Here is an 18,867-nt window from a genome sequence, read left to right as displayed (position 1 = left end):
ACGGAGGCGACGGCCCGGTTCTCATGTGCGTCTCACACGCCGCTCACGCGTCCGGGGCGTCGTAGCCCGTGTCCGACCCCGAGGCGGCGTCGTCGGGAAGCTCCGGCACGGTGTAGGAGGCCAGCGGCGTACCGTCAGGATCCGGGCGTACCGCGCCCAGCAGGGGGTTGGACGCCAGCGGCGACACCTTCACCGATGCGCCGGGCCTCGGGGCCTGCACGACGAGACCGTCGCCGATGTACAGCGCGACGTGTGTCGCCTTCGGGAAGTAGACCACCAGGTCTCCGGGGCGCAGTGAGCCGACCGGAATCCTCGGCAGTTCCCGCCACTGCTCCTGCGACGTCCGCGGGATCGCCCGGCCCGCGTCCGACCAGGCCTGCGAGGTCAGGCCGGAGCAGTCGAAGGACTCCGGCCCCTCGGCTCCCCAGACGTACGGCTTGCCGATCTGCTCGATCGCGTACCGTACGGCCTCGCTGCCCGCCTCGGACGGCGGCCGGGTCGAGCTGAGTGCCCCCGAGGCCGCCAGCGCGTCCTGGGCTGCTCCGATGTTCTTCTCCTCCAGCGCCGACACGGCGGCGATCTGCTCGGGAGACAGCGAGGCCAGCAGCGCCTCGATGCCCTTCAGCCGGGACCGCACGGCGTCGCGCTGCTTCTTCCGCTGGGCGGTCAGCACCCGCTGACGGTTCTGTGCCGACCGGGACTTGGCCTCCACCACCTCGGCGTGCCTCTCCGCGCCGGTCAGCCGGTCCACCACGGCCGACCTGCCGGCCTGGGCGCGCTCGATGACGTGGCTCTGTTCCAGGGCGCGCGCCGGGTCCTCGGCGAGCAGCAGGCGCAGATAGACGGAGAAGCCGGTGTTCCCCTGGTACTGGTCACGCGCCAGCCGCCCGGCGTCCCTGCGGCCCGACGTCAGCGCCGTCCGGGCCCTGGCGAGCTCGGCCCGTAGCCTTCCGGCTTCGGCCGCGCGTTTCCTCAGCTCCACTTCGGTGCCGTTGTAGAGCTCGCCGGCCTCCTCGGCCTTCTGGTAGAGCGTCTGCAGCTGCTTCAGCAGCCCGGCCACGCTCTGCGGCGCCGGTCCGGCGGCGGGGGGCGTTGCCGCGCCCTCGGTCGCGGAGGGAGCCGGTTCGTCCGGTCCCGATGCGCCGGGGCCGGGGCCGGTCGGCTCGGCGACGGCGGGGGAGGCGGCGACGACCGCGGCCAGCGCCGCCGTACAGAGGGCGCGTGCGACTCTGCCCGGCACGGCATCACCTCCGGTGTCAGGAGCGGTGCCGATTAATCGGACTACCCCACAAGTGGTCGGATCTCGTCCATCCGGTCACTCGGTCCGGGGTGATGCAAGGACCGCACCGGCGTGCCACCCGCGGGTGTGCCCCGAACGGCGGACGCCGGTCCCCGGAGAGGTCACTCGACGGGGAAGGCGTAGACGGCCCGTTCCCGCTGGACGATCGCGGATCCCCCCGCCGCCAGCACTCGGTACCATCCGGTGACCGCGGCGCCCTTCGGGTCCTGGACCCCGATGTCCTGGAACTTCCACAGGCGGCGCCCGTCCGCCGCGGCGAACGCGGTCACCTGTGAGCCGTCCGCGGCGAGCAGGGTCTTCCCGCCGTCGCTGAGCGTGATGGCGGGCGCGTAGCCGCCGCGAGGTGCCTCGGTGGACCGTCGCCACAGCGGCTTCCCGGTGGCCGACTCGACGGCGCCGACCTCCTGATTGCGGTTCGTGGTGTGGAGCACCGTCCCCGCCGGGAGGGGGGTACCGAAGACGGACGACGCCGTTCCGTTGAGCGTCCAGACCGGCTTCTCGGTGCCCGTCTCGAATGCCTGCAGATCGTCGCCCACCGCGCCGTACAGCAGTCCCTCCTCGTCCCCGACCGCCGAGGCCGCCGGTGAGACCGAGCCGAACCGCCGGTTCCACAGCTGCTTTCCCGTCGCGCGGTCGAAGCACCGGAAGGACGCCTTGCCCTTGGCCGCCGCGGCATCGGCGGGGGTGAGCGTGTCGGCGACCTGGCGTACGACGAGGTCGGCTTCCCGGGCGGCGATCAGCCGGTAGGCGGGGGTGCCGGGTGCCCGGCCCGCCGGGACGGGGACGCGCCACAGCTCCTCGCGCCGCACGACGTCGTACGCGAAGAAGTACGCCTTGACGGCCTGGGTGTCCTTGCCGGGCTTCTTGCCCTTCTTCGGCTTCGGCGCCTTCACGGTGACGGTGTGGGAGCCGGTGAACCAGAGGACGGACCCGGACAGCCCGGTGAGCGGGGCCACCTTCATGTTCGGGACGCCGGTGAACTGGTCCACGAAGCGCACCCGGTGTGCGATCCGCCCGTCCTTCGGCGACAGCCAGAGGAATTCGGTGGGGCTCGCCAGGAGGCAGAGGTCGTCACCCGCCGCCAGGACGGTCTGGGCGCCGGCGGCGTCGGCACGTTCCCAGACCTTCCGGCCGGTTCGCAGGTCGACGGCGGTCGCCCCGGCCGTGTCCGTCAGCACCAGCAGCTTGTCCTGCCAGATTCCCGCGGTGAGCGGGGCGGGCGAGGCGGCCGGGAGGGTGTGGATCCACCGGGGATCCGGCGCCCGGCCGGGGACGGTGGGACCCGGCGCCGGCTCTCCGGCGGACCGCTTGTCGTCGGCGGCGGGTTCGTCCGGCCCGAGGGCGGCCACCGCCGTTCCGCCGAGGACCAGTCCGGCCGCACCCGCCGCGATCGTGGTGAGCAGCGCACGCCGACTGGTCGCCGGTGCGGACGCGGAGCGCGGCGGGACGGGCGGCACGGCGGTGGGCAGGGCCGCGGGCAGAGCGAGAGGAGCGGGCGCGGGGGAGCCCTGCGGCCCGGCGGCCGGGTAGGCGTACGGGTACGGCTGTGCGGGTGCGGGTGCGGGTGCCGGCGCCGGTGAGGGTGCGGGTGGCAGGGCGGCTGCCGGTGGGCGCGGGGGCGCCGAGCCGGTGGCTTCCCGGGGGAGGGCGAGCTGGGCCGTCACCTGGTCGGACTGCGGTGCGCGTACCGCGGTTCCCAGGAAGCGGGTCGTCCGGCTGTCCTCGCCGATGTCCCCGTTGCCCGCGGCCCCGTTCGGGGATGCCCCGCCCGGGGGTGCACTGCTCGTGAGCGCCCTGCCGTCCTGCACCGGGACGGCAGGGGTCCCGCCGGTCGCAGGCACCGCGTCCCGGACCGGGTCCGCCGGGTCCTGGACCGGGTCGGCCGTGTCCTGGACCGGGTCCGCCGGGTCCTGGACCGGGTCGGCCGGGTCCTGGACCGGGTCGGCCGGGTCGACCGAAGGCTCAAGCGCCCCTGCCCGCGCCGCTTGGTCGTTCACCGCCGCCGGGAGCGGCCCGGGGAGCCAGCCGCCCTTGGCGAGGCCCGCCGCGCCCTCCAGGGCCAGCTCCGCCGCCACCGATCCCGCGCCGGGCCGGTCGTCCGGGTCCTTCGCCAGACAGCTCGCGATCAGCGCGCGCAACTCATCCGGCACGGACCCCAGTTCGGCCGAACCGTGCGCGATGCGCTCCGCCGCCTCGTCGGCGGGTCCGTCGGCGAGCGGAGTCGTGCCGGTCGCCGCGTACGCCAGCAGCAGGCCCAGGACGAACAGGTCGGACGCGGGGCCCGCCTCCTTGCCCTCCACCTGTTCGGGGGTGAGGTAGCCCAGCCGTACGGACAGCTGCCCGCTCTCCCGCGTCTCGGCGGAGGCGGCCGCACCGAGCGGGCCGAACGCGGTGAGCAGGGGGCCGTCCTCGGCCAGCAGCACCGTCTGCGGCGCCAGCCCCTGGAGCACGGCTCCGGTGGCATGGACGCGGGAGAGGGTCTCCGCCAGGCCCGCGCCCAGTATCCGCACGGCACGCTCGGGCAGCGGACCGGCGAGACCGATCGCCTCGGCGAGCGTCAGCGCGGGCACGTAGGCCGCCGCGGTCCACAGGGCGTCGTCCTCGGGCGCGGTGAGCTGGGGCTGTACCCAGCCGCCGGCCAGTCGCTCGGCGGTCCGGGCCTCGGACAGGAAGCGCCGCCGGAAGACGGGTGCGGAGGCGAGGGAGGGCCGGGCGGCGGTCACCACGACGAGGTCGTCGCCGTCCACGCCCCGGGCCAGGTAGTGCACGGCGCTCGCGCTCTCGCGGAGGCGGGCCAGCGCGGTGTACGGGCCGAAGTGACGTGGATCTTCCTGACGCAGCGCCTCCATGGCGCACCCCCCTTGTGACCGTGCCCTCGGCACCTGACCGCCGATCTTACGGGCGCGGGTGCGGGAGCGGCTCAGGACCCGCTGCGGGGCTTGCCCCAAGGCCACTTGGGCCTGAAGGGCTCACGCCCCTCGGGGGCGAACTCGTACACCCAGCCGCGCTGGAGTCCCAGCCGCTTCGAGTAGCCGGCGGGCGCGCGCCGGTACGCGTACACGGTGGCGGGGCCGCCGTCGGCGTCCGGGACCGGGACCTCGTACCACTTGGGCGGATGGCCGGTCGGCCCGAGCAGGACGGGCAGCACCCGGCCGTCCAGCGGGCCGCCGCGGAAGGACGTGTTCTCGCTTTTCACGGTGCCAGTCTGACCCAGGAGACCTCAGCCCGGCGGCAGCAGGTGCGCGGCACGGCCGGCCACCGGAACGATCAGTGTCGCCAGCCGCCCGGCCGGGCCCTCGGCGGTCTCCTGGTCCAGCAGCTCCGCCACCACGGCTTCCGTCTCCTCGTCCGAGCCGGCGGTGACTGCCAGCAGGGCCATCAGATGGTCGACCAGCCAGCTCCGGAGGTCGGAGGCCTCCGGCTGCTTCTCCTCGTCCAGCCAGATCAGGGACGCCGCCTCCACGGCCGCGATCCAGGTGCGCACCATCATCCGCAGGCGCGGCCCCGCGGGTTCCTGGCCGGGGCCGCCGCCCCGGCCGAGGTGGAGCAGGATCTGCTCGGCCGCCGAGCGGCGTACACCGTCGACGATCGTGGACGTCCGCGAGGTCTCGGCCACGCTCCCGCCGCGCAGCAGCGCGCTGAAGCCGGCGTCGTGCTGGTCGACGAAGCCGAGGTAGCGGTCAAGGACACGGCTCACGCGCTCGGTGGGCGGGCCGACGGAGGGCTCCGCGAAGCAGAGCGTCAGCTGCTCGGCGGCCGACCCCAGAGCTGCCTCGTACAACTGCTGCCTGCCGCCGGGGAAGTAGCGGTAGACCAGAGGTCGGGAGACCCCGGCGGCGGCCGCCACCTCGTCGATCGACACGTCGTCCGGTGCCCGGTGGGCGAAGAGCGTGAGCGCCGCGCCCAGCAGTTGGGCGCGGCGCTCCTCGACACCGAGCCGTCGGTACGCGCGGGCCGGCGGTGCTGCGGGTGCGGAGGTCATACCCAGAAGCCTAAGGCCGTCCGGCTCACGGGAGGCGGCCTCAGGCCAGCAGACCCGAGCTCTTCCACAGCCTGCGCCCCACTCCGTTGAGCACGCCGATGTCGTCGAAGAAGTCCGTGAGCCGCTTGGCTCCCGTCTGCATGACCTCCGCCCGGTGGCCGCTCGCCTTCACCTGCGCGACGGCTTCGTGGCGGTCCAGTCCGACGTTGTCGTAGACCTGCGGATTGACGAAGCAGACGGAGAAGACGCGCGCCGCCTCCCCGCAGTTGATGCGGGTCAGCCGGCGCTCCCAGTGGGGAGCGGTGACCATCTGGCGGCGCAGCTCCTCGCGTGCGTAGCGCACGTGCCTGGCCTCCTCGACGACGTGGATGCGGGTCACTCCGCGTACGAGTGACTGGACCCGCTCGTCGGGGAAGGTGAGGCGCTGCATCCAGTCCAGGATCTCCTCGCCGAGCAGGGTCGCGGCGAAGGAACCGGGGGTGGTGGAGATGGTCTTCAGCACCCGCGCCAGGTTGTGGTAGCGCCGGGGGACGGGATAGCTGGGCGCCCCGCCCCACTCGATCATGCGGGCGAACATCATGGAGTGCCGGCACTCGTCGGCGATCTCCGTGAGGGCGTAGCGGACGTGCTTGCTGGTCACGGACTTGTCGTAGATGTGGCGGACGAGGAGCTGCATCAGGATGATCTCGAACCAGATCCCCAGCGAGGCCAGCGACGCGGCCTCGTGCCGGGCCAGTTCCATCCGCTGGTCCTGCGACATCTTCCGCCACATCGGGGTGTCGTAGAGGGAGACCAGCTCCGGGGGCCAGAACCACTTGCCGTCCTCGACGGCCGAGTCCCAGTCCAGCTCGGTGTCCGGATCGAAGGAGTGTTTGGCCGAGGCTTCGAGCAGGCGCGCGGCGACCTGCTCGCGGTCCTTGAGCGGACCGAGCGCATCACGCAGCGCCTGGATGTCCTCGTCGGTCACTGTCGTCATGGCTGAAGGCACCTCGCAGAGGGGTTACCGGTGGTCAGGATTGCGCTCAAGGATTATGAGACTGCCTGTCAGCAAGGCAGTCAATCCCCTGTGCGCGACTTGTTGACCGCGTGTCTACCAACGTGTGAACCTGCCAACTGACGTCAGCACCACGGAATGCACGATCCTCGCCAGGCGAAGGAGCTGTCCGTGTCGACACACGACCTCTACACCACCGCCCCCGCCGCACCGACGTGGCAGGTCCCCGCCACGGGCGCGGCCCGGTTCAGCTGGGACTACGACGACGGCCGCGAACGCCTCCTCGCCCTCTACCAGAAGGGCAAGGACAAGCAGTGGGACGGCAACAAGCGCATCGACTGGAGCCTGGAGGTCGATCCCGCCGACCCGCTCGGCACCCCGGACGAGGCCCTCACGCTCCACGGCACCCCGCACTGGGCGAAGATGACCGAGCGGGACCGCGGTGAGCTGCGCAAGCACTACACCTCCTGGCAGTTCAGCCAGTTCCTGCACGGTGAGCAGGGCGCCATGGTCTGCGCCGCCCGGATCGTGGAGTCGGTCCCCGACCTGGACGCGAAGTTCTACTCCGCCACCCAGACGATGGACGAGGCGCGGCACGCGGAGATCTACGGCCGCTTCCTGCACGAGAAGGTCGGGATGCTCTATCCGATCAACGACAACCTCCAGGGGCTGCTCGGCGACACCCTGCGCGACTCCCGCTGGGACATGCCCTACCTCGGCATGCAGGTCCTCATCGAGGGGCTGGCACTCGCCGCCTTCGGTATGATCCGCGACACCACGACCAAGCCGCTGCCCAAGCAGATCCTCGCCTACGTCATGCAGGACGAGGCGCGGCACGTGGCCTTCGGGCGGATGGCGCTGCGCGACTACTACAAGCAGCTGAGCGACGCCGAACTGCGCGAGCGCGAGGAGTTCGTCATCGAGGGCTGCTCCCTGATGCGCGACCGGCTCAGCGGCGTCGAGGTCCTGGAGAACTTCGGCATCGGCAAGCAGGAGGCCAAGGACCTCTCCGAGCACTCCGAGTACCTCCAGCTCTTCCGCAAGCTCCTGTTCAGCCGGATCGTCCCCTGCGTCAAGGACATCGGCCTCTGGGGCGAACGGCTGCAGAAGGCCTACGTCGACATGGGCGTGTTCGAGCTGGGCAGCTCGAACCTGGACCTGCTGATGGCCCAGGACGAGGAGATCGCCGAGCAGTTGGACCGCGACCGCTTCGCGGTGGAGGAACAGGCGCGGGTCGCCGAGGTGGCCGACGCGATAGCCGAGGGCGGCACACCGGGGTGAGCGGCCGGTGGCGCGTGGCGTCCGTCGCCGGAGAAACGGATGTACGTGCCGGTGCAGTGCGGACGAGGCCGTGTGGCACTGGACCGACGACACCGCGCCGGCACCCGAAGGCGGCCGTCGCGCAGTACACGTCGAAGGACGACGGTGGCGTCCTGGTGCTCTCCGGCATGTACGGGAGGCTGGCGAGCCCCGCTCTCGCGCGGACCAAGATCCTGGAGGGGGCCGCAGAGTCGGACGGGGGCACGGTCGTCGTACCGGCGACGGAGTTCAGGCCCGACGGGTCCGGCGCCGTGGCCGAGTGCCAGGTCGTGCAGTACACGGACATCGACCTGGAGCAGGCGGCCGTGGAGACGCTGAAGGTCCGGGCGGAGATACGTCAGCCCATCGGCTGAGACCTGGGCAGGTGACGCTCCAGCGCGCGGGCCGTGCCGAGCAGTTCGGCATCCTGGCCCCGGCCGGTCACCAGCTGGAGACCGGCCGGGCAGCCGTCCGCGGTGAACCCGGCGGGCAGGCTCGCCGCCGGATGGCCGCTGAGGTTGAACGCCCAGGTGAGCGCGGTGGAGTAGACGTCGCCCGGCCCCTCGTGGCCGTGCGGCCGGTTGGGGGTGACCGGTGTGAGCAGCAGGGGCGTACGGGCGAAAAGGGCGTCGAGCGCGCGGTCGTTGGCGGCGCGGAGCCGCTCCGTGGCCGGCGTCGGAGCCCCCGCGCGCACCGCGAGCCAGGCATCCGCCGGGTCGAGCAGTTCGCAGGAGCCCGGCACCAGGCGTACCGCCCCCGCCTCCACCAGCCGGCCGACCGCGGCCCGTGTCACCTCCGCGACCTCGGGGGCGACGCGGGCGAAGCCGAGGTCCGGGCTGTAGACGGCCGGAACGGGGAGCCGCGCGGGGCGCGGCACGTATCCGTCCAGGAGATGGCTCAGGCAGGCCTCCGCGCGCCCGGCCGAGCTCGCCAGCAGGCCGGGGGACGCGAGGCCCGTACGGTCGGGGGAGGGGAGCAGCCCCGCCGTCGTCCTCATGCCGAACACCCCGCACCACGCCGCCGGGATCCGCACCGAACCGGCGCCGTCGCTGCCCGTCGCCACCTCCACCATGCCGGCCGCGACCGCCACCGCCGAGCCGGCCGAGGAGCCGCCCGGAGTCCGGTCGGGGCGCCAGGGATTGACCGTACGGCCGTGCGCACCCTGCCCCCAGGTCTGCCACGCCGTGCCCGGACCGGGGACCGAGGTCGCACCGACCGGGATCCCGCCCGCGGCGATCAGCCGGCGGGCGGCGTACGAGCGGATGCCCCCGGGGCCCTTCACGGCGAACGGCAGCCCGGTGAGCGGGAGACGGGACGCGGCGCCCGCCCGGGCCCGCGCCTCCTCGTGCCAGACCTCCGTGAACGCGCACAGTTCCGGATCGAGCCGGTCGATCCGGGCGAGGGACGCTTCGAGAGCCTCTGTCATGGGACCAGTCTCCTGCCCCCGGCCCACGGAGCGGGCCCCCGAACCGGGCGCCGGGCCCGCGGAACGGCACCCCGAGCCGGGCGTCACGGCCCCGGAACGCACCCCGAGCCGGTGCCGGGTGCACGGAAGCGCGCGGGGCCCCGGCGCCCGGCTCAGTCCTCCAGCGCCGCCTCCATCACCGCCCGCGCGATCGGGGCCGCGTTGCCGCCCCCGCTGACGTCCGCCCGGTCGGCCGCCGCGTCCTCCACGACCACGGCGACGGCCACCGCCGGGCGGCCGGAGTCCGGCGCCTGCGCCCAGGCGATGAACCAGGCGTACGGCGTGCCCGAGTTGTCGATCCCGTGCTGGGCGGTGCCCGTCTTGCCGCCGACCGTCACCCCGTCGATCGCCGCGTTCGCGCCGGTGCCGTTCTCCACCACGTCGACCATCATCCGCTGGAGCTGCTGGGCCGTCGTGGGGTTCATCGCCCGGTGGTACGAGTCGTCGCCCTGCTGCCGGACCGTGTCCCCGTCCTCCGTGGTCACCCGGTCCACCAGGCGCGGACGCATCAGCTCACCGCCGTTCGCCACCGCCGAGGCGACCATCGCCATCTGGAGCGGCGTCGCCGCCGTGTCGAACTGGCCGATGGAGGACTGGGCGAGCTGGTCGTCGCTCATGTCCCCGTCGAAATTGCTGCGGGCCACCCGGGAGGGGATCTTCAGGTCGTTGTCGTTGAAGCCGAAGCCGCCCACCGCCTCCAGCATCCCGTCCAGTCCCACCTGGACGCCGAGATGGGCCATCACCGTGTTGCAGGAGACCCGGATCGCCTCCGCCAGGGACGCCTTCTCGCAGCCCTTCGCCTCGTTGGGCAGCACGGTCGAGGTCCCCGGCAGGACGTAGGGCGAGGGAGTGTCGGTGTCCGCGTCCGGGTCGGTGACCACGCCGGCGTCCAGCGCTGCCGCCGCCGTCACGATCTTGAAGGCCGAACCGGGTGGATACGTCTGCCGGATGGCCCGGTTGAGCATCGGCCGGCTCGGCGCACGGTTGAGCCGGTCCCACGCGTCGGTCACCCGCGACCCGGTCCCGGAGAGGACCTCGGGGTCGTAGGAGGGGGAGGAGACCAGCGCCAGGATCCGGCCGGTGGCCGGGTCGAGCGCGGCGACCGCGCCACGCCGGCCGTCCAGGCCCTCGTACGCCGCGCGTTGCATCGAGTCCTCGATGGTGGTGACGACATCGCCGCCTGGCTGCCGGCTGCGGGTGAGGTCGCCCCACAGCGGGAGCGGGGCCAGGACCGGAGCGCTTCCGGAGAGGACGCCGTCCTCGGCGTTCTCCAGCAGCGTGGTGCCGTACGTCTGCGAGGCGTAGCCCGTCACCGGCGCGTACAGAGGACCGTGCCGGTAGGTGCGCTCGTACGCGAGCTGCTCGCCGGTGTCCTTCGAGCCCGTGACGGGCTCGTCGCCGACCAGGATGTTCCCGCGCGGCTGGTCGTAACGGTCGATGGTGGTGCGGCGGTTGGCGGAGTTCGAGTTGAGCTCGTCGGCCTCGAAGAGCTGGACGCGCCCGGCGTTCGCGAGCAGGGCGAGGAGCAGGAGCAGGCAGAAGCCGGCGGCGTGCCGGATGTAGCGGATCACGATTCCTCCGCGGCCGGCACGGTCGTGGTGTCGGGGCCGGGTGTGCGGGCCACGTCGCTCACCCGGATGAGCAGCGCCACGATGATCCAGTTGGTGACGACGGAGGAACCCCCCTGGGCGAGGAACGGCATGGCCATGCCGGTCAGCGGGATCAGCCCCATCACCCCGCCCGCGATCACGAAGACCTGGAGCGCCAGGATCGAGGCCAGGCCGATCGACAGCAGCCTCCCGAAGGGGTCCCGGAGTGCCAGCCCCGCACGGAAACCTCGGGCCACCAGCAGGGCGTACAGCAGGAAGATCGCGGTGAGCCCCGCCAGTCCGAGCTCCTCGCCGGCGGTCGCCAGGATGAAGTCGGACTTGGCGGCGAAGCCGATGAGGATGGAGTGGCCGAGCCCGAGGCCGGTGCCCAGCATGCCGCCCGCGGCGAAAGCGAAGAGCGACTGGGCGAGCTGCCCCGGTCCCTGGCCCGCGTCGATGGAGGCGTACGGGTCCAGCCAGTCCTCGACCCTGCTGTGCACATGGGGTTCGAACGAGCCGACGACGAAGGCTCCCGCGGCGGCGAGCAGCAGCCCGACGGCGATCCACCCGGTCCGCCCGGTGGCCACGTAGAGCAGGATCACGAAGAGGCCGAAGAAGAGCAGTGAGGTGCCGAGGTCCCGCTCCAGGACGAGGACACCGACGCTGAGCAGCCAGATCGCGACGATGGGACCGAGCACCCGGCCGGTGGGGAACTGCAGCTTCCAGATCCTGCGGCCGGTGTACGCGAGTGCGTTGCGGTTCGCGGCGAGGTACGCGGCGAAGAAGACGGCGAGCAGGATCTTCGCGAACTCCCCCGGCTGGAAGGAGAGTCCGCCGATCCGGATCCAGATCTTCGCCCCGTTCACCGCCGGGAAGAAGATCGGCACGATCATCAGCACCAGCGCCGCGGCCACCGAGAGGTAGGCGTAGCGCTGGAGCACCCGGTGATCGCGTAGCAGGACGACGACGGCGATGAAGAAGGCGACCCCGAGCGTGGACCAGATCAGCTGTGTCGTCGCGGCCCGGTCGCTCGGGGTCTCCAGGTCGAGCCGGTAGATCAGCACCAGGCCCACGCCGTTGAGCAGGACGGCGATGGGCAGGAGCAGCGGATCGGCGAACGGCGCGCGGAAGCGGACCGCGAGGTGGGCGAGCAGCGCGAGGATACCGAGACCGGCCCCGTAGCCGGCGACGTCGGGGGGTACGGCGTTGTTCCGGGCGAGGCCGACGGCGGCGTATCCGTAGACGGAGATGAGCACGGCCCCGATCAGGAGCGAGAGCTCGACCCCGCGCCGCTTGGGCAGGCGTAGCTCGGGCGGGCGTGCCTCCGCCGTCGTTGCGGTCATGCCCCGCAACGTAGCAAGAGGCGGGTGCTATTTCCCTTATGTCAGCTTCGTGGCACTCCTCGGCGGGCGCGACCGGGAGGAATCAGCTCTGGTAGGGGTTCCGGCCGCCGGGGGGCGCGTAGCCGGGCTGCTGCTGGGCGGCAGCGTACGGATTGCCGTCCTGGCCGCCCTGGGCCTGCGCCAGCAGCTGATCGGCCTGCTCCCTGGGTATCTGCCGCTCCCCGCCGCAGAAGGTGCACTGCGTCGCGTACTTCGTGGAGAAGGGGAACAGCGGGACGAAGAACAGCGTGAACTTGGTGACCCTCTTGCGCAGGGTGTGCGCGGCGGGATTCCCGCACCAGCCGCACACCATCGTCAGGACCGCCAGTTGGTAGAGATAGCCTCGCGTACCGAAAATGATCATGATGTGGTTCCCTTCCCCGTGTCTTCCGGAAGCGCCCGCCGGCAGAGCGCCAGCAGCTTCTCGTCCTCATAAGTGTCGTGGCTGCCGGATCCGCCGTCCATCGCCTTGTGGCGGCGTACGGACAGGAGCTCGGCGCGCAGCACCCGTATCGCGTCCGAGCCTGCACCGTCGGGGCCCATCCGCGCCAGACATTCCGCGACCCGGACCCTGACGTGGCAGTTCTTCTCCCATGCCGACAGGAGCACCGGCACCAGGTCGGCGGCCCGCCCGGTGATCTCCCACAGGGCGCTCGCCGCCTCGACCCGGAGCCACAGCTCCTCGTGCGCCAGCAGCGCCCGCAGCCGCGGCACCACCGCCCCGGCGCGCGGTCCCAGAGCACCCAGCGCGCTCACCGCCGCCCGGCAGTCGCGCATCTGCTCGGCCCGCAGCCCCTCGGCCAGCACCGGCAGCACCGTCTCGGCGTCCCCGGTGACCGCCCAGAGCGCCTCGGCCGCCTCGGTCGCCACAGCGGTCCCCGGCCGCCCCATCAGGTGCCGGAGCTCGGGAACCGCGCAGTGGGCGGCCGGCCCGAACGAGCCCAGCGCCCGCAGTGCCGCCGTACGCAGCCACTCGCCCCGGTACTCCGGCGCTCCCCGCAGCACCCGCAGCACCTCCGGCGCGGCCTCGCCCGCGCGCAGCGCCGTCACCCCGGCGAGCAGCGGCTTCGCCCGGTCGTACAGACTCTCGTCCAGCCCGACCTCGCCGAGCCTGCGGCACAGCACCCCGGCGAGCGGGGCGGCCGCATCGCCCAGGCACCTGATGGCGAAGCCCACGTCGTGCGGCACCTCCGGCCGCTCCAGCGCCGCCGCCAAGGCGGGCAGCACCCGCGCGTCTCCCAGCCCGGCCAGCGCCTTCACCGACGAGCCGAGCCCCGGAGGTCCGCTCGCCCACTCCTTCACCCACGCCCCGGGGTCCGCCGCGACCCGCGCGGCCAGGGCGTCGCCGGCGGGAGCCGCCAGGTGGAACAGGTCCTCCAGCGCGTACGAGGCGGCCTCGGCCAGCCGGTGCTCCGGATCCGCCAGCTGCACGCCGACCAGCCGCACCAGGTCCTCGTGGTTCCCGCGCCAGGCCCGCATCAGCCCGCTGCTCATGCGTACGGCGTCGATGCGCTGCCGGGGATCGGGGCTGCGGAGCTGGTCGGCCAGCAGCGCCGTACGGTCCGCCACGCGGTCGTCCAGGCCCACGTGCAGGGTCCGCAGCAGGTCGGCGGCCCACGGGGTGGTGCGCCCGGCCGGCCCCTCGGCGGACAGCTCGCGCAACTGCCCCACCAACGTCGGAGCGGTCGCCCGGTCCGCCGCAGCCTCCTCGCCGCCCGGCGGCTGCGCGGCGGGGGGTTCCGGACGGGCGGGCCCGGAGCGCAGCTCCCGCAGCAGGCCGGAGACCACCGGCACGACATCGCCCGGGAGGGCGCCGGGGGCGCACCGGGCGAGCTGCGCGAGGGCTGCGAGCCGCAGTCCGGGCGGATACGCCTCGGCGGCCAGCCGGCTCAGCCAGTCCGTGGCCCGCCCCGCCAGTGCCCGGTGTCGCAGGGCGATCCGCCCGGCGGCCTCGACGAGGGCGAGGCGCACCTCGTCGTCCGCCTCCACGGGCAGTCGCTCCCGCAGCAGCGCGAGCACCGTGCCCGGCCGGGTGTGCAGCGTGGCCAGTGCCAGCGGGGCGGCGAGCCGTACCCCCGGATCCTCGTCGGCGACGAGTTCGAGGAAGACCGCCGAGCCGGCGGACACGGCGGCCGCGGCCATCGCGTAGTTGGCGACGCCCTCGATCTCGTCCTCGTCCAGCTCGTCGAGCCCGTCCTCCTCGTCCTCGTCGAGGTCGATGCCGCCGATGCTGGTGAGCAGCTCGACGACACCGCCCCGGTCGCCTATGCCCGGGTCGACGGCCAGCTCGAAGAGGAAGGGGATGCAGGCGAGCGTGCAGGCGTACACGTTTCCCTGGTGGTGGACCGCGCCGTACATCCCGTCGAGCGCGCTCTCCCGCTCCGCCGGATCGGCGGAGGCGAGTCCGTGCAGGAGTGCCGGCACGTCGTCGGCCGGTCCGTAGGCATGCTTCATCGAGGCCCACTCGACCTCGTCGATCCCCGTGAACACGCCACGCCCTCCCCGTGTCTTCCTTCCGCTCCCCGGACACGGCGGAAGAACGTCTCCGCGAAGCAGCGTCTGCGCAGAGTGTGCACCACGCACAGGGCGCTCCACCCTCCAGTTGCGGCCTTTCCTCAGGGGACCGCGCGGCGCTGTGAAGGTGCTGTGAGCGCGCTGCCCCCGCGGCTGGGCTCAGCCGCCCGGCAGCGGCCGGGCCTGCCCGGGATCGGTCAGGGGAGCGAGCAGATCGCCGTGCCGCTCCAGCCGCGCCGCCATGTCGCCCGCGAGGAAGAGCAGGTCGTCCGGCGTCCCGCACGCCTCGATCTCCTCCCAGGTGACCGGCGCGGACACGGTCGGGCTGCCCTTCGCCCGCAGGGTGTACGGGGCCGCGGTGGTCTTCGCCGCGGCGTTCTGGCTGAAATCCACGAACACCTTCCCCGGGCGCAGCGCGCGCGTCATCCGGTGCACGGCCAGCTCCGGGAGCGCGCCCTGAGCCTGGACCGCCAGCTTCTTCGCGTAGGCGGTCACCTCCTCGGAGGGGGTGGGCTCCAGGGGGACGAGGAGGTGCAGCCCCTTGGAGCCGGAGGTCTTCCCGTACGAGGACAGCCCGTCCTCGGCCAGCCGCTCCCGCAGCCAGAGGGCGACCGCGCAGCACTCGACGACGCCCGCAGGCGGCCCGGGGTCCAGGTCGAACACCATCCGGTCGGCTACGGCGGGGGAGCCCTGGGACCACTGGTGGGTGTGGAACTCCACCACCAGGTTCGCCGCCCACATCAGTGACGGCAGGTCCTGCGCGAGCACCTGGCGGGCGCCGGGATCGTCGCTGCGGGGGACCGGTGCCGTCCGCACCCAGTCGGGCGTACCGGGCGGTGGATTCTTCGTGAAGAAGCGCAGCCCCTCCGGGCCGTCCGGGTACCGGAGGAAGGACAGCGGCCGGTCGTGCAGGTGCGGCAGCATCGCCCCCGCCGCCGTGGCCGCGTAGTAGTGCAGCACCTCGCCCTTGGTCGTGCCGGTGGCCGGGTACAGCACCTTGTCGAGATTGCTGAGCGCCAGGCGCCGCCCCTCCACCTCCGTGATCGGCGTCATACGATAAGAATCACATGAAATCGCATGTATGCGGTCATGGCGGGCGTAAGGGGTGAACGGTGAGGTCCATCTGGAATGGCTCCATCTCCTTCGGTCTGGTCAGCATCCCGGTCAAGCTGATGAACGCCACGGAGAACCACGCGATCTCCTTCCGCCAGATCCACCTCGCCGACGGCGGCCGGATCCGCTATCGCAAGGTCTGTGAGCTGGACGAGGAGGAGATCCCCGCCTCCGAGACCGTGAAGGCGTACGAGGACGCCGACGGCACGGTGATCCCCGTGACCGACGAGGACCTCGCCTCGCTCCCTCTCCCCACCGCCAAGACCATCGAGATCGAGGGTTTCGTGCCGGCCTCGGCGATCGACCCGCTCCAGCTGGACTCTGCGTACTACCTCTCCGCCAACGGGGTCCCCGCCGCCAAGCCGTACGCCCTGCTGCGCGAGGCACTGCGGCGCAGCGGCAAGGTCGCCGTCGCGAAGTACGCGATCCGGGGGCGCGAACGGCTCGGCATGCTGCGCGTGGTCGACGAGGTCATCGCGATGCACGGCCTGCTCTGGCCGGACGAGATCCGGGCGCCCGAGGACGTCGCCCCGGATGCGGGCGTCAAGGTCCGCGACGCCGAGCTGGATCTGGCCGACGCGCTGATGAACACCCTCGGCGACGCCGACCTGGACACCCTCCACGACGAGTACCGCGAGGCGATCGAGGAGCTCGTCGCGGCGAAGGCCGCCGGTGAACCCGTCGCGGAGGAGGAGACCGAGGAGCCCGGCGGCCAGGTGATCGACCTGATGGCGGCGCTGGAGAGCAGCGTGCGGGCCGCCGAGGAGGCGAAGGGGGACGGGGGTGGCAAGGCGGACGGGGGAGACGAGGCGGACGGCAAGGACGCCGACGTCCACCCGATCAAGGGCCGTACGCCACGGTCCGGCGGGAGCGGCGACGGCGCGAAGAAGGCCGCGAAGAAGGCCGCCAAGTCGACCGTGAAGGAGGGCGCCGGGAAGAGGGCCGCGCAGAAGGACGCTCCGGCCAGGAAGACGCCCGCCAAGAAGACGGCGGCGAAGAAGACGGCGGCGAAGAAGACGGCGGCGAAGAAGACCGCCCCGGGGGCACGGAAGCGCACCTCGGCCTGACCGGAGCGGTTCGGGTCTCCTGTCGGCCCGCCGCACCGTAGGCTGCGGAGTGCCGCGACTGGCGTGTACCCGGCAGGGTGCTCCGTGGAATCGACCACGAGGGAGCGGCACACTCCGGGCGTGCCCGGGGCGTCATCGCCGGAGGGCCGTCCGCCTGGGCATCCGGGTCCACGTCGCCCCCGTGCGACCGACCCGGGAGGAACCCCGTGGCCGTACAGCATGCCGATGACCGCCGTCCCGCTCTCGCCGCCACCGATCCTGAGCTCGCAGCTCTGGTGAACGCCGAGGAGCGGCTCCAGGCGGACACCCTGCGCCTGATCCCCAGTGAGAACTACGTGTCCTCCGCCGTTCTGGAGGCCTCCGGGACCGTCCTGCAGAACAAGTACTCCGAGGGTTACCCCGGGAAGCGGTACTACGAGGGCCAGCAGGTCATCGACCAGGTGGAGACCCTCGCCGTCGAGCGGGCCAGGGCGCTGTTCCGGATGGACCACGCCAATGTCCAGCCGTATTCCGGCTCCCCCGCGAACCTCGCCGTCTACATGGCGTTCCTGCAGCCCGGCGACACCGTCCTCGGGATGTCGCTGCCGATGGGCGGGCACCTCACCCACGGCTGGGGTGTCTCCGCCACCGGCACGTGGTTCCGGGGCGTGCGCTACGGGGTACGCCGCGACACCGGCCGCATCGACCTGGACGAGGTGCGCGACCTCGCCCGCGCCGAACGGCCCAAGCTGATCTTCTGCGGGGGCACCGCCGTCCCCCGGGTGATCGACTTCGCCGGGTTCGCCGAGATCGCCCGTGAGGTGGGAGCCGTGCTGGTGGCCGACGTCGCCCACATCGCCGGGCTCATTGCCGGGGGAGCGCATCCCTCGCCCGCCCCGTACGCCGACGTGGTGTCCACCACCACCCACAAGACCCTGCGCGGGCCGCGCGGCGCGATGCTGCTGACCCGGGCCGAGCACGCCAGGGCCGTCGACCGCGCCGTCTTCCCCGGGCTCCAGGGAGGCCCGCACAACCAGACGACCGCCGCCATCGCGGTCGCGCTCAAGGAGGCGGCGGGGCCGGACTTCGCCGCGTACGCCCACCAGGTCGTCGCCAACGCCCGGGCGCTGGGCGAGGAACTGGCGGCACGGGGCTTCGACCTCGTGTCCGGCGGTACGGACAACCACCTGCTGCTCGCCGACCTCACGGGAAAGGGCGTCTCCGGGAAGGTCGCGGCCAAGGCGCTCGACCGGGCCGGGATCGTCGTCAATCACAACACCGTCCCGTACGACCCCCGCAAGCCCTTCGACCCGTCCGGCATCCGCATCGGAACCCCTGCCCTGACGTCCCGGGCCATCCCCGCCTCCGAGATGGGAGCGGTCGCGCAGTGGATCGATCTCGTGGTCGACGCCGCTCGTACAGGTGATGAAGCGACCGTTTCCAAGGTCCGGGAGGACGTGCGGACGATGATGGACGCCTATCCGGCGCCGGGCCTCCCCCTGGCCTGAGCGGGGCGCCGGAGCAGTCCGGTCCGGGGCACGCCGGGCCCGGGCTGCTCCGGAACGCCGTCGCCCCGACTCCGCGCGCCCGCTCTGCGCCCTGTGCGGGGGCCGGACCGCCGTACAGGCTGGGGGAGCAAGGATGCCGGAGGAGTGAACAGAGGGGGAACGATGCAGGATCTCAAGGTCACGTCGTGGCAGCTCTTCGGGCACGACCGGCTCTACGTGAATCTGCCGGACGGCACCGCGATCGGATGGGCGGACCGGGGCAGCGGCACGATCACGGTCCTGCACCCGCGCTACCGCGACGCCGTGACCGACGCGCTGGCACGCCAGGTCCCGGACCTGCCGGCCCTCGTCGGCGAGCCGTTCGTCGGTGAGTCCTTCGCGGGTGAGTCCTTCGTCGGCGAGGAGGAGCGGACGGGGCTGCCGGCCATGCCCGCGCCACCGGCGGTCCCGCGCATCCCGCCCATGCGGGGGATGCGGAAGCGGGCCGCCGTGCGGGAGCCGGTGCGGGAACCCGTCACCGCTGAGCGGCCGGTGCCGGCGATACCGCCCGTGTCGGAGCCGACGGCGGCGGAACCTCTTCCGGAACCGGTGGCGGCGCCCGGACCGGTGGCTGCTCCCGAACCGGTGGTGGCGCGCACGGCCGTCGTCGCAGACCAGCACCGTGCGGACCGTGAT

Annotated in this window: 15 protein-coding genes, 1 pseudogene and 1 riboswitch; of the genes and pseudogenes, 5 read left to right on the top strand and 11 right to left on the bottom strand. The window is 72.8% G+C overall.

Annotated elements, in window-relative coordinates; genetic code table 11:
* Positions 1 to 43: 43 nt before the first annotated feature.
* The 5 genes from B9S57_RS01365 to B9S57_RS01345 all read right to left on the bottom strand — a co-directional run bounded on the left by B9S57_RS01365 (position 44) and on the right by B9S57_RS01345 (position 6,258).
* Positions 44 to 1,240 carry a C40 family peptidase gene (locus tag B9S57_RS01365; protein WP_103513688.1) on the bottom strand — a complete coding sequence of 399 codons (1,197 nt, stop codon included), beginning with the start codon at positions 1,238 to 1,240 and terminating at the stop codon, positions 44 to 46.
* A gap of 161 nt (positions 1,241 to 1,401) precedes the next feature.
* Entirely contained in the window at positions 1,402 to 4,149 is a 2,748-nt protein-coding gene (locus B9S57_RS01360) for a PQQ-binding-like beta-propeller repeat protein (RefSeq protein WP_103513687.1), read from the bottom strand.
* 71 nt (positions 4,150 to 4,220) lie between these two features.
* Positions 4,221 to 4,496 carry a hypothetical protein gene (locus B9S57_RS01355; protein WP_103513686.1) on the bottom strand — a complete coding sequence of 92 codons (276 nt, stop codon included), beginning with the start codon at positions 4,494 to 4,496 and terminating at the stop codon, positions 4,221 to 4,223.
* A gap of 24 nt (positions 4,497 to 4,520) precedes the next feature.
* Positions 4,521 to 5,282, bottom strand: a complete 762-nt coding sequence (locus B9S57_RS01350; RefSeq protein ID WP_103513685.1) for a TetR/AcrR family transcriptional regulator — start codon at positions 5,280 to 5,282, stop codon at positions 4,521 to 4,523.
* 40 nt (positions 5,283 to 5,322) lie between these two features.
* Positions 5,323 to 6,258, bottom strand: a complete 936-nt coding sequence (locus B9S57_RS01345; protein WP_103513684.1) for a diiron oxygenase — start codon at positions 6,256 to 6,258, stop codon at positions 5,323 to 5,325.
* A gap of 189 nt (positions 6,259 to 6,447) precedes the next feature.
* On the opposite strand from B9S57_RS01345, the gene B9S57_RS01340 reads away from it, so the two are divergent.
* Positions 6,448 to 7,557, top strand: a complete 1,110-nt coding sequence (locus B9S57_RS01340; RefSeq protein ID WP_103513683.1) for a ferritin-like domain-containing protein — start codon at positions 6,448 to 6,450, stop codon at positions 7,555 to 7,557.
* A 56-nt stretch (positions 7,558 to 7,613) separates the two neighbouring features.
* Complete coding sequence (locus B9S57_RS01335; protein ID WP_103513682.1) at positions 7,614 to 7,949, top strand: hypothetical protein; 336 nt, start codon at positions 7,614 to 7,616, stop codon at positions 7,947 to 7,949.
* Here B9S57_RS01335 and B9S57_RS01330 read toward each other — a convergent pair.
* The 6 genes from B9S57_RS01330 to ligD all read right to left on the bottom strand — a co-directional run bounded on the left by B9S57_RS01330 (position 7,934) and on the right by ligD (position 15,578).
* Positions 7,934 to 9,001 (bottom strand): amidase, encoded by a 1,068-nt coding sequence (locus B9S57_RS01330; protein WP_103513681.1) that lies wholly within the window; start codon positions 8,999 to 9,001, stop codon positions 7,934 to 7,936. The two genes, B9S57_RS01335 and B9S57_RS01330, sit on opposite strands and share 16 nt — an antisense overlap.
* A 152-nt stretch (positions 9,002 to 9,153) precedes the next feature.
* Entirely contained in the window at positions 9,154 to 10,611 is a 1,458-nt protein-coding gene (locus B9S57_RS01325) for a penicillin-binding protein 2 (RefSeq protein ID WP_103513680.1), read from the bottom strand.
* Complete coding sequence (locus B9S57_RS01320; protein WP_103513679.1) at positions 10,608 to 11,972, bottom strand: FtsW/RodA/SpoVE family cell cycle protein; 1,365 nt, start codon at positions 11,970 to 11,972, stop codon at positions 10,608 to 10,610. Before B9S57_RS01320 ends, B9S57_RS01325 begins: the two co-directional genes overlap by 4 nt.
* Before the next feature lie 82 nt (positions 11,973 to 12,054).
* Positions 12,055 to 12,375: a zinc-ribbon domain-containing protein gene (locus tag B9S57_RS01315; protein WP_103513678.1), complete on the bottom strand. Its 321-nt coding sequence runs from the start codon at positions 12,373 to 12,375 to the stop codon at positions 12,055 to 12,057.
* Positions 12,372 to 14,501: a HEAT repeat domain-containing protein gene (locus B9S57_RS01310; RefSeq protein WP_103513677.1), complete on the bottom strand. Its 2,130-nt coding sequence runs from the start codon at positions 14,499 to 14,501 to the stop codon at positions 12,372 to 12,374. The genes B9S57_RS01315 and B9S57_RS01310 overlap by 4 nt, the downstream gene beginning before the upstream one ends.
* A gap of 183 nt (positions 14,502 to 14,684) precedes the next feature.
* Positions 14,685 to 15,578 carry a non-homologous end-joining DNA ligase gene (gene ligD / locus B9S57_RS01305; RefSeq protein ID WP_103513676.1) on the bottom strand — a complete coding sequence of 298 codons (894 nt, stop codon included), beginning with the start codon at positions 15,576 to 15,578 and terminating at the stop codon, positions 14,685 to 14,687.
* Between the two features lie 59 nt (positions 15,579 to 15,637).
* Between ligD and B9S57_RS01300 the strand changes: the two genes are divergently transcribed.
* From B9S57_RS01300 to B9S57_RS35080, 3 genes and pseudogenes are all read left to right on the top strand, one after another.
* The gene (locus B9S57_RS01300; RefSeq protein WP_103513675.1) at positions 15,638 to 16,705 is read left to right on the top strand and encodes a Ku protein; all 1,068 of its coding nucleotides are present in this window, start codon (positions 15,638 to 15,640) and stop codon (positions 16,703 to 16,705) included.
* A gap of 44 nt (positions 16,706 to 16,749) precedes the next feature.
* Positions 16,750 to 16,872, top strand: a riboswitch (ZMP/ZTP riboswitch).
* A gap of 39 nt (positions 16,873 to 16,911) precedes the next feature.
* Entirely contained in the window at positions 16,912 to 18,192 is a 1,281-nt protein-coding gene (glyA, locus tag B9S57_RS01295) for a serine hydroxymethyltransferase (RefSeq protein ID WP_103513674.1), read from the top strand.
* 162 nt (positions 18,193 to 18,354) lie between these two features.
* Positions 18,355 to 18,867 (top strand): annotated as a pseudogene (locus B9S57_RS35080) (hypothetical protein); the annotation flags it as partial.

It is taken from the genome of Streptomyces sp. SM10 (genome assembly GCF_002910915.1).
GTDB lineage: Bacteria > Actinomycetota > Actinomycetes > Streptomycetales > Streptomycetaceae > Streptomyces.
The sequence above is the reverse complement of the archived record's forward strand: the minus strand, read 5'-3'. Positions and strand labels throughout refer to the sequence as shown.

What these genes read in the sequence shown, in the direction of transcription:
- B9S57_RS01360 (WP_103513687.1), bottom strand. Translation starts at nt 4,149, where the DNA reads ATGGAGGCGCTGCGTCAGGAAGATCCACGTCACTTCGGCCCGTACACC.
- B9S57_RS01350 (WP_103513685.1), bottom strand. Translation starts at nt 5,282, where the DNA reads ATGACCTCCGCACCCGCAGCACCGCCGGCCCGCGCGTACCGACGGCTC.
- B9S57_RS01345 (WP_103513684.1), bottom strand. Translation starts at nt 6,258, where the DNA reads ATGACGACAGTGACCGACGAGGACATCCAGGCGCTGCGTGATGCGCTC.
- B9S57_RS01330 (WP_103513681.1), bottom strand. Translation starts at nt 9,001, where the DNA reads ATGACAGAGGCTCTCGAAGCGTCCCTCGCCCGGATCGACCGGCTCGAT.
- B9S57_RS01320 (WP_103513679.1), bottom strand. Translation starts at nt 11,972, where the DNA reads ATGACCGCAACGACGGCGGAGGCACGCCCGCCCGAGCTACGCCTGCCC.
- B9S57_RS01315 (WP_103513678.1), bottom strand. Translation starts at nt 12,375, where the DNA reads ATGATCATTTTCGGTACGCGAGGCTATCTCTACCAACTGGCGGTCCTG.
- ligD (WP_103513676.1), bottom strand. Translation starts at nt 15,578, where the DNA reads ATGACGCCGATCACGGAGGTGGAGGGGCGGCGCCTGGCGCTCAGCAAT.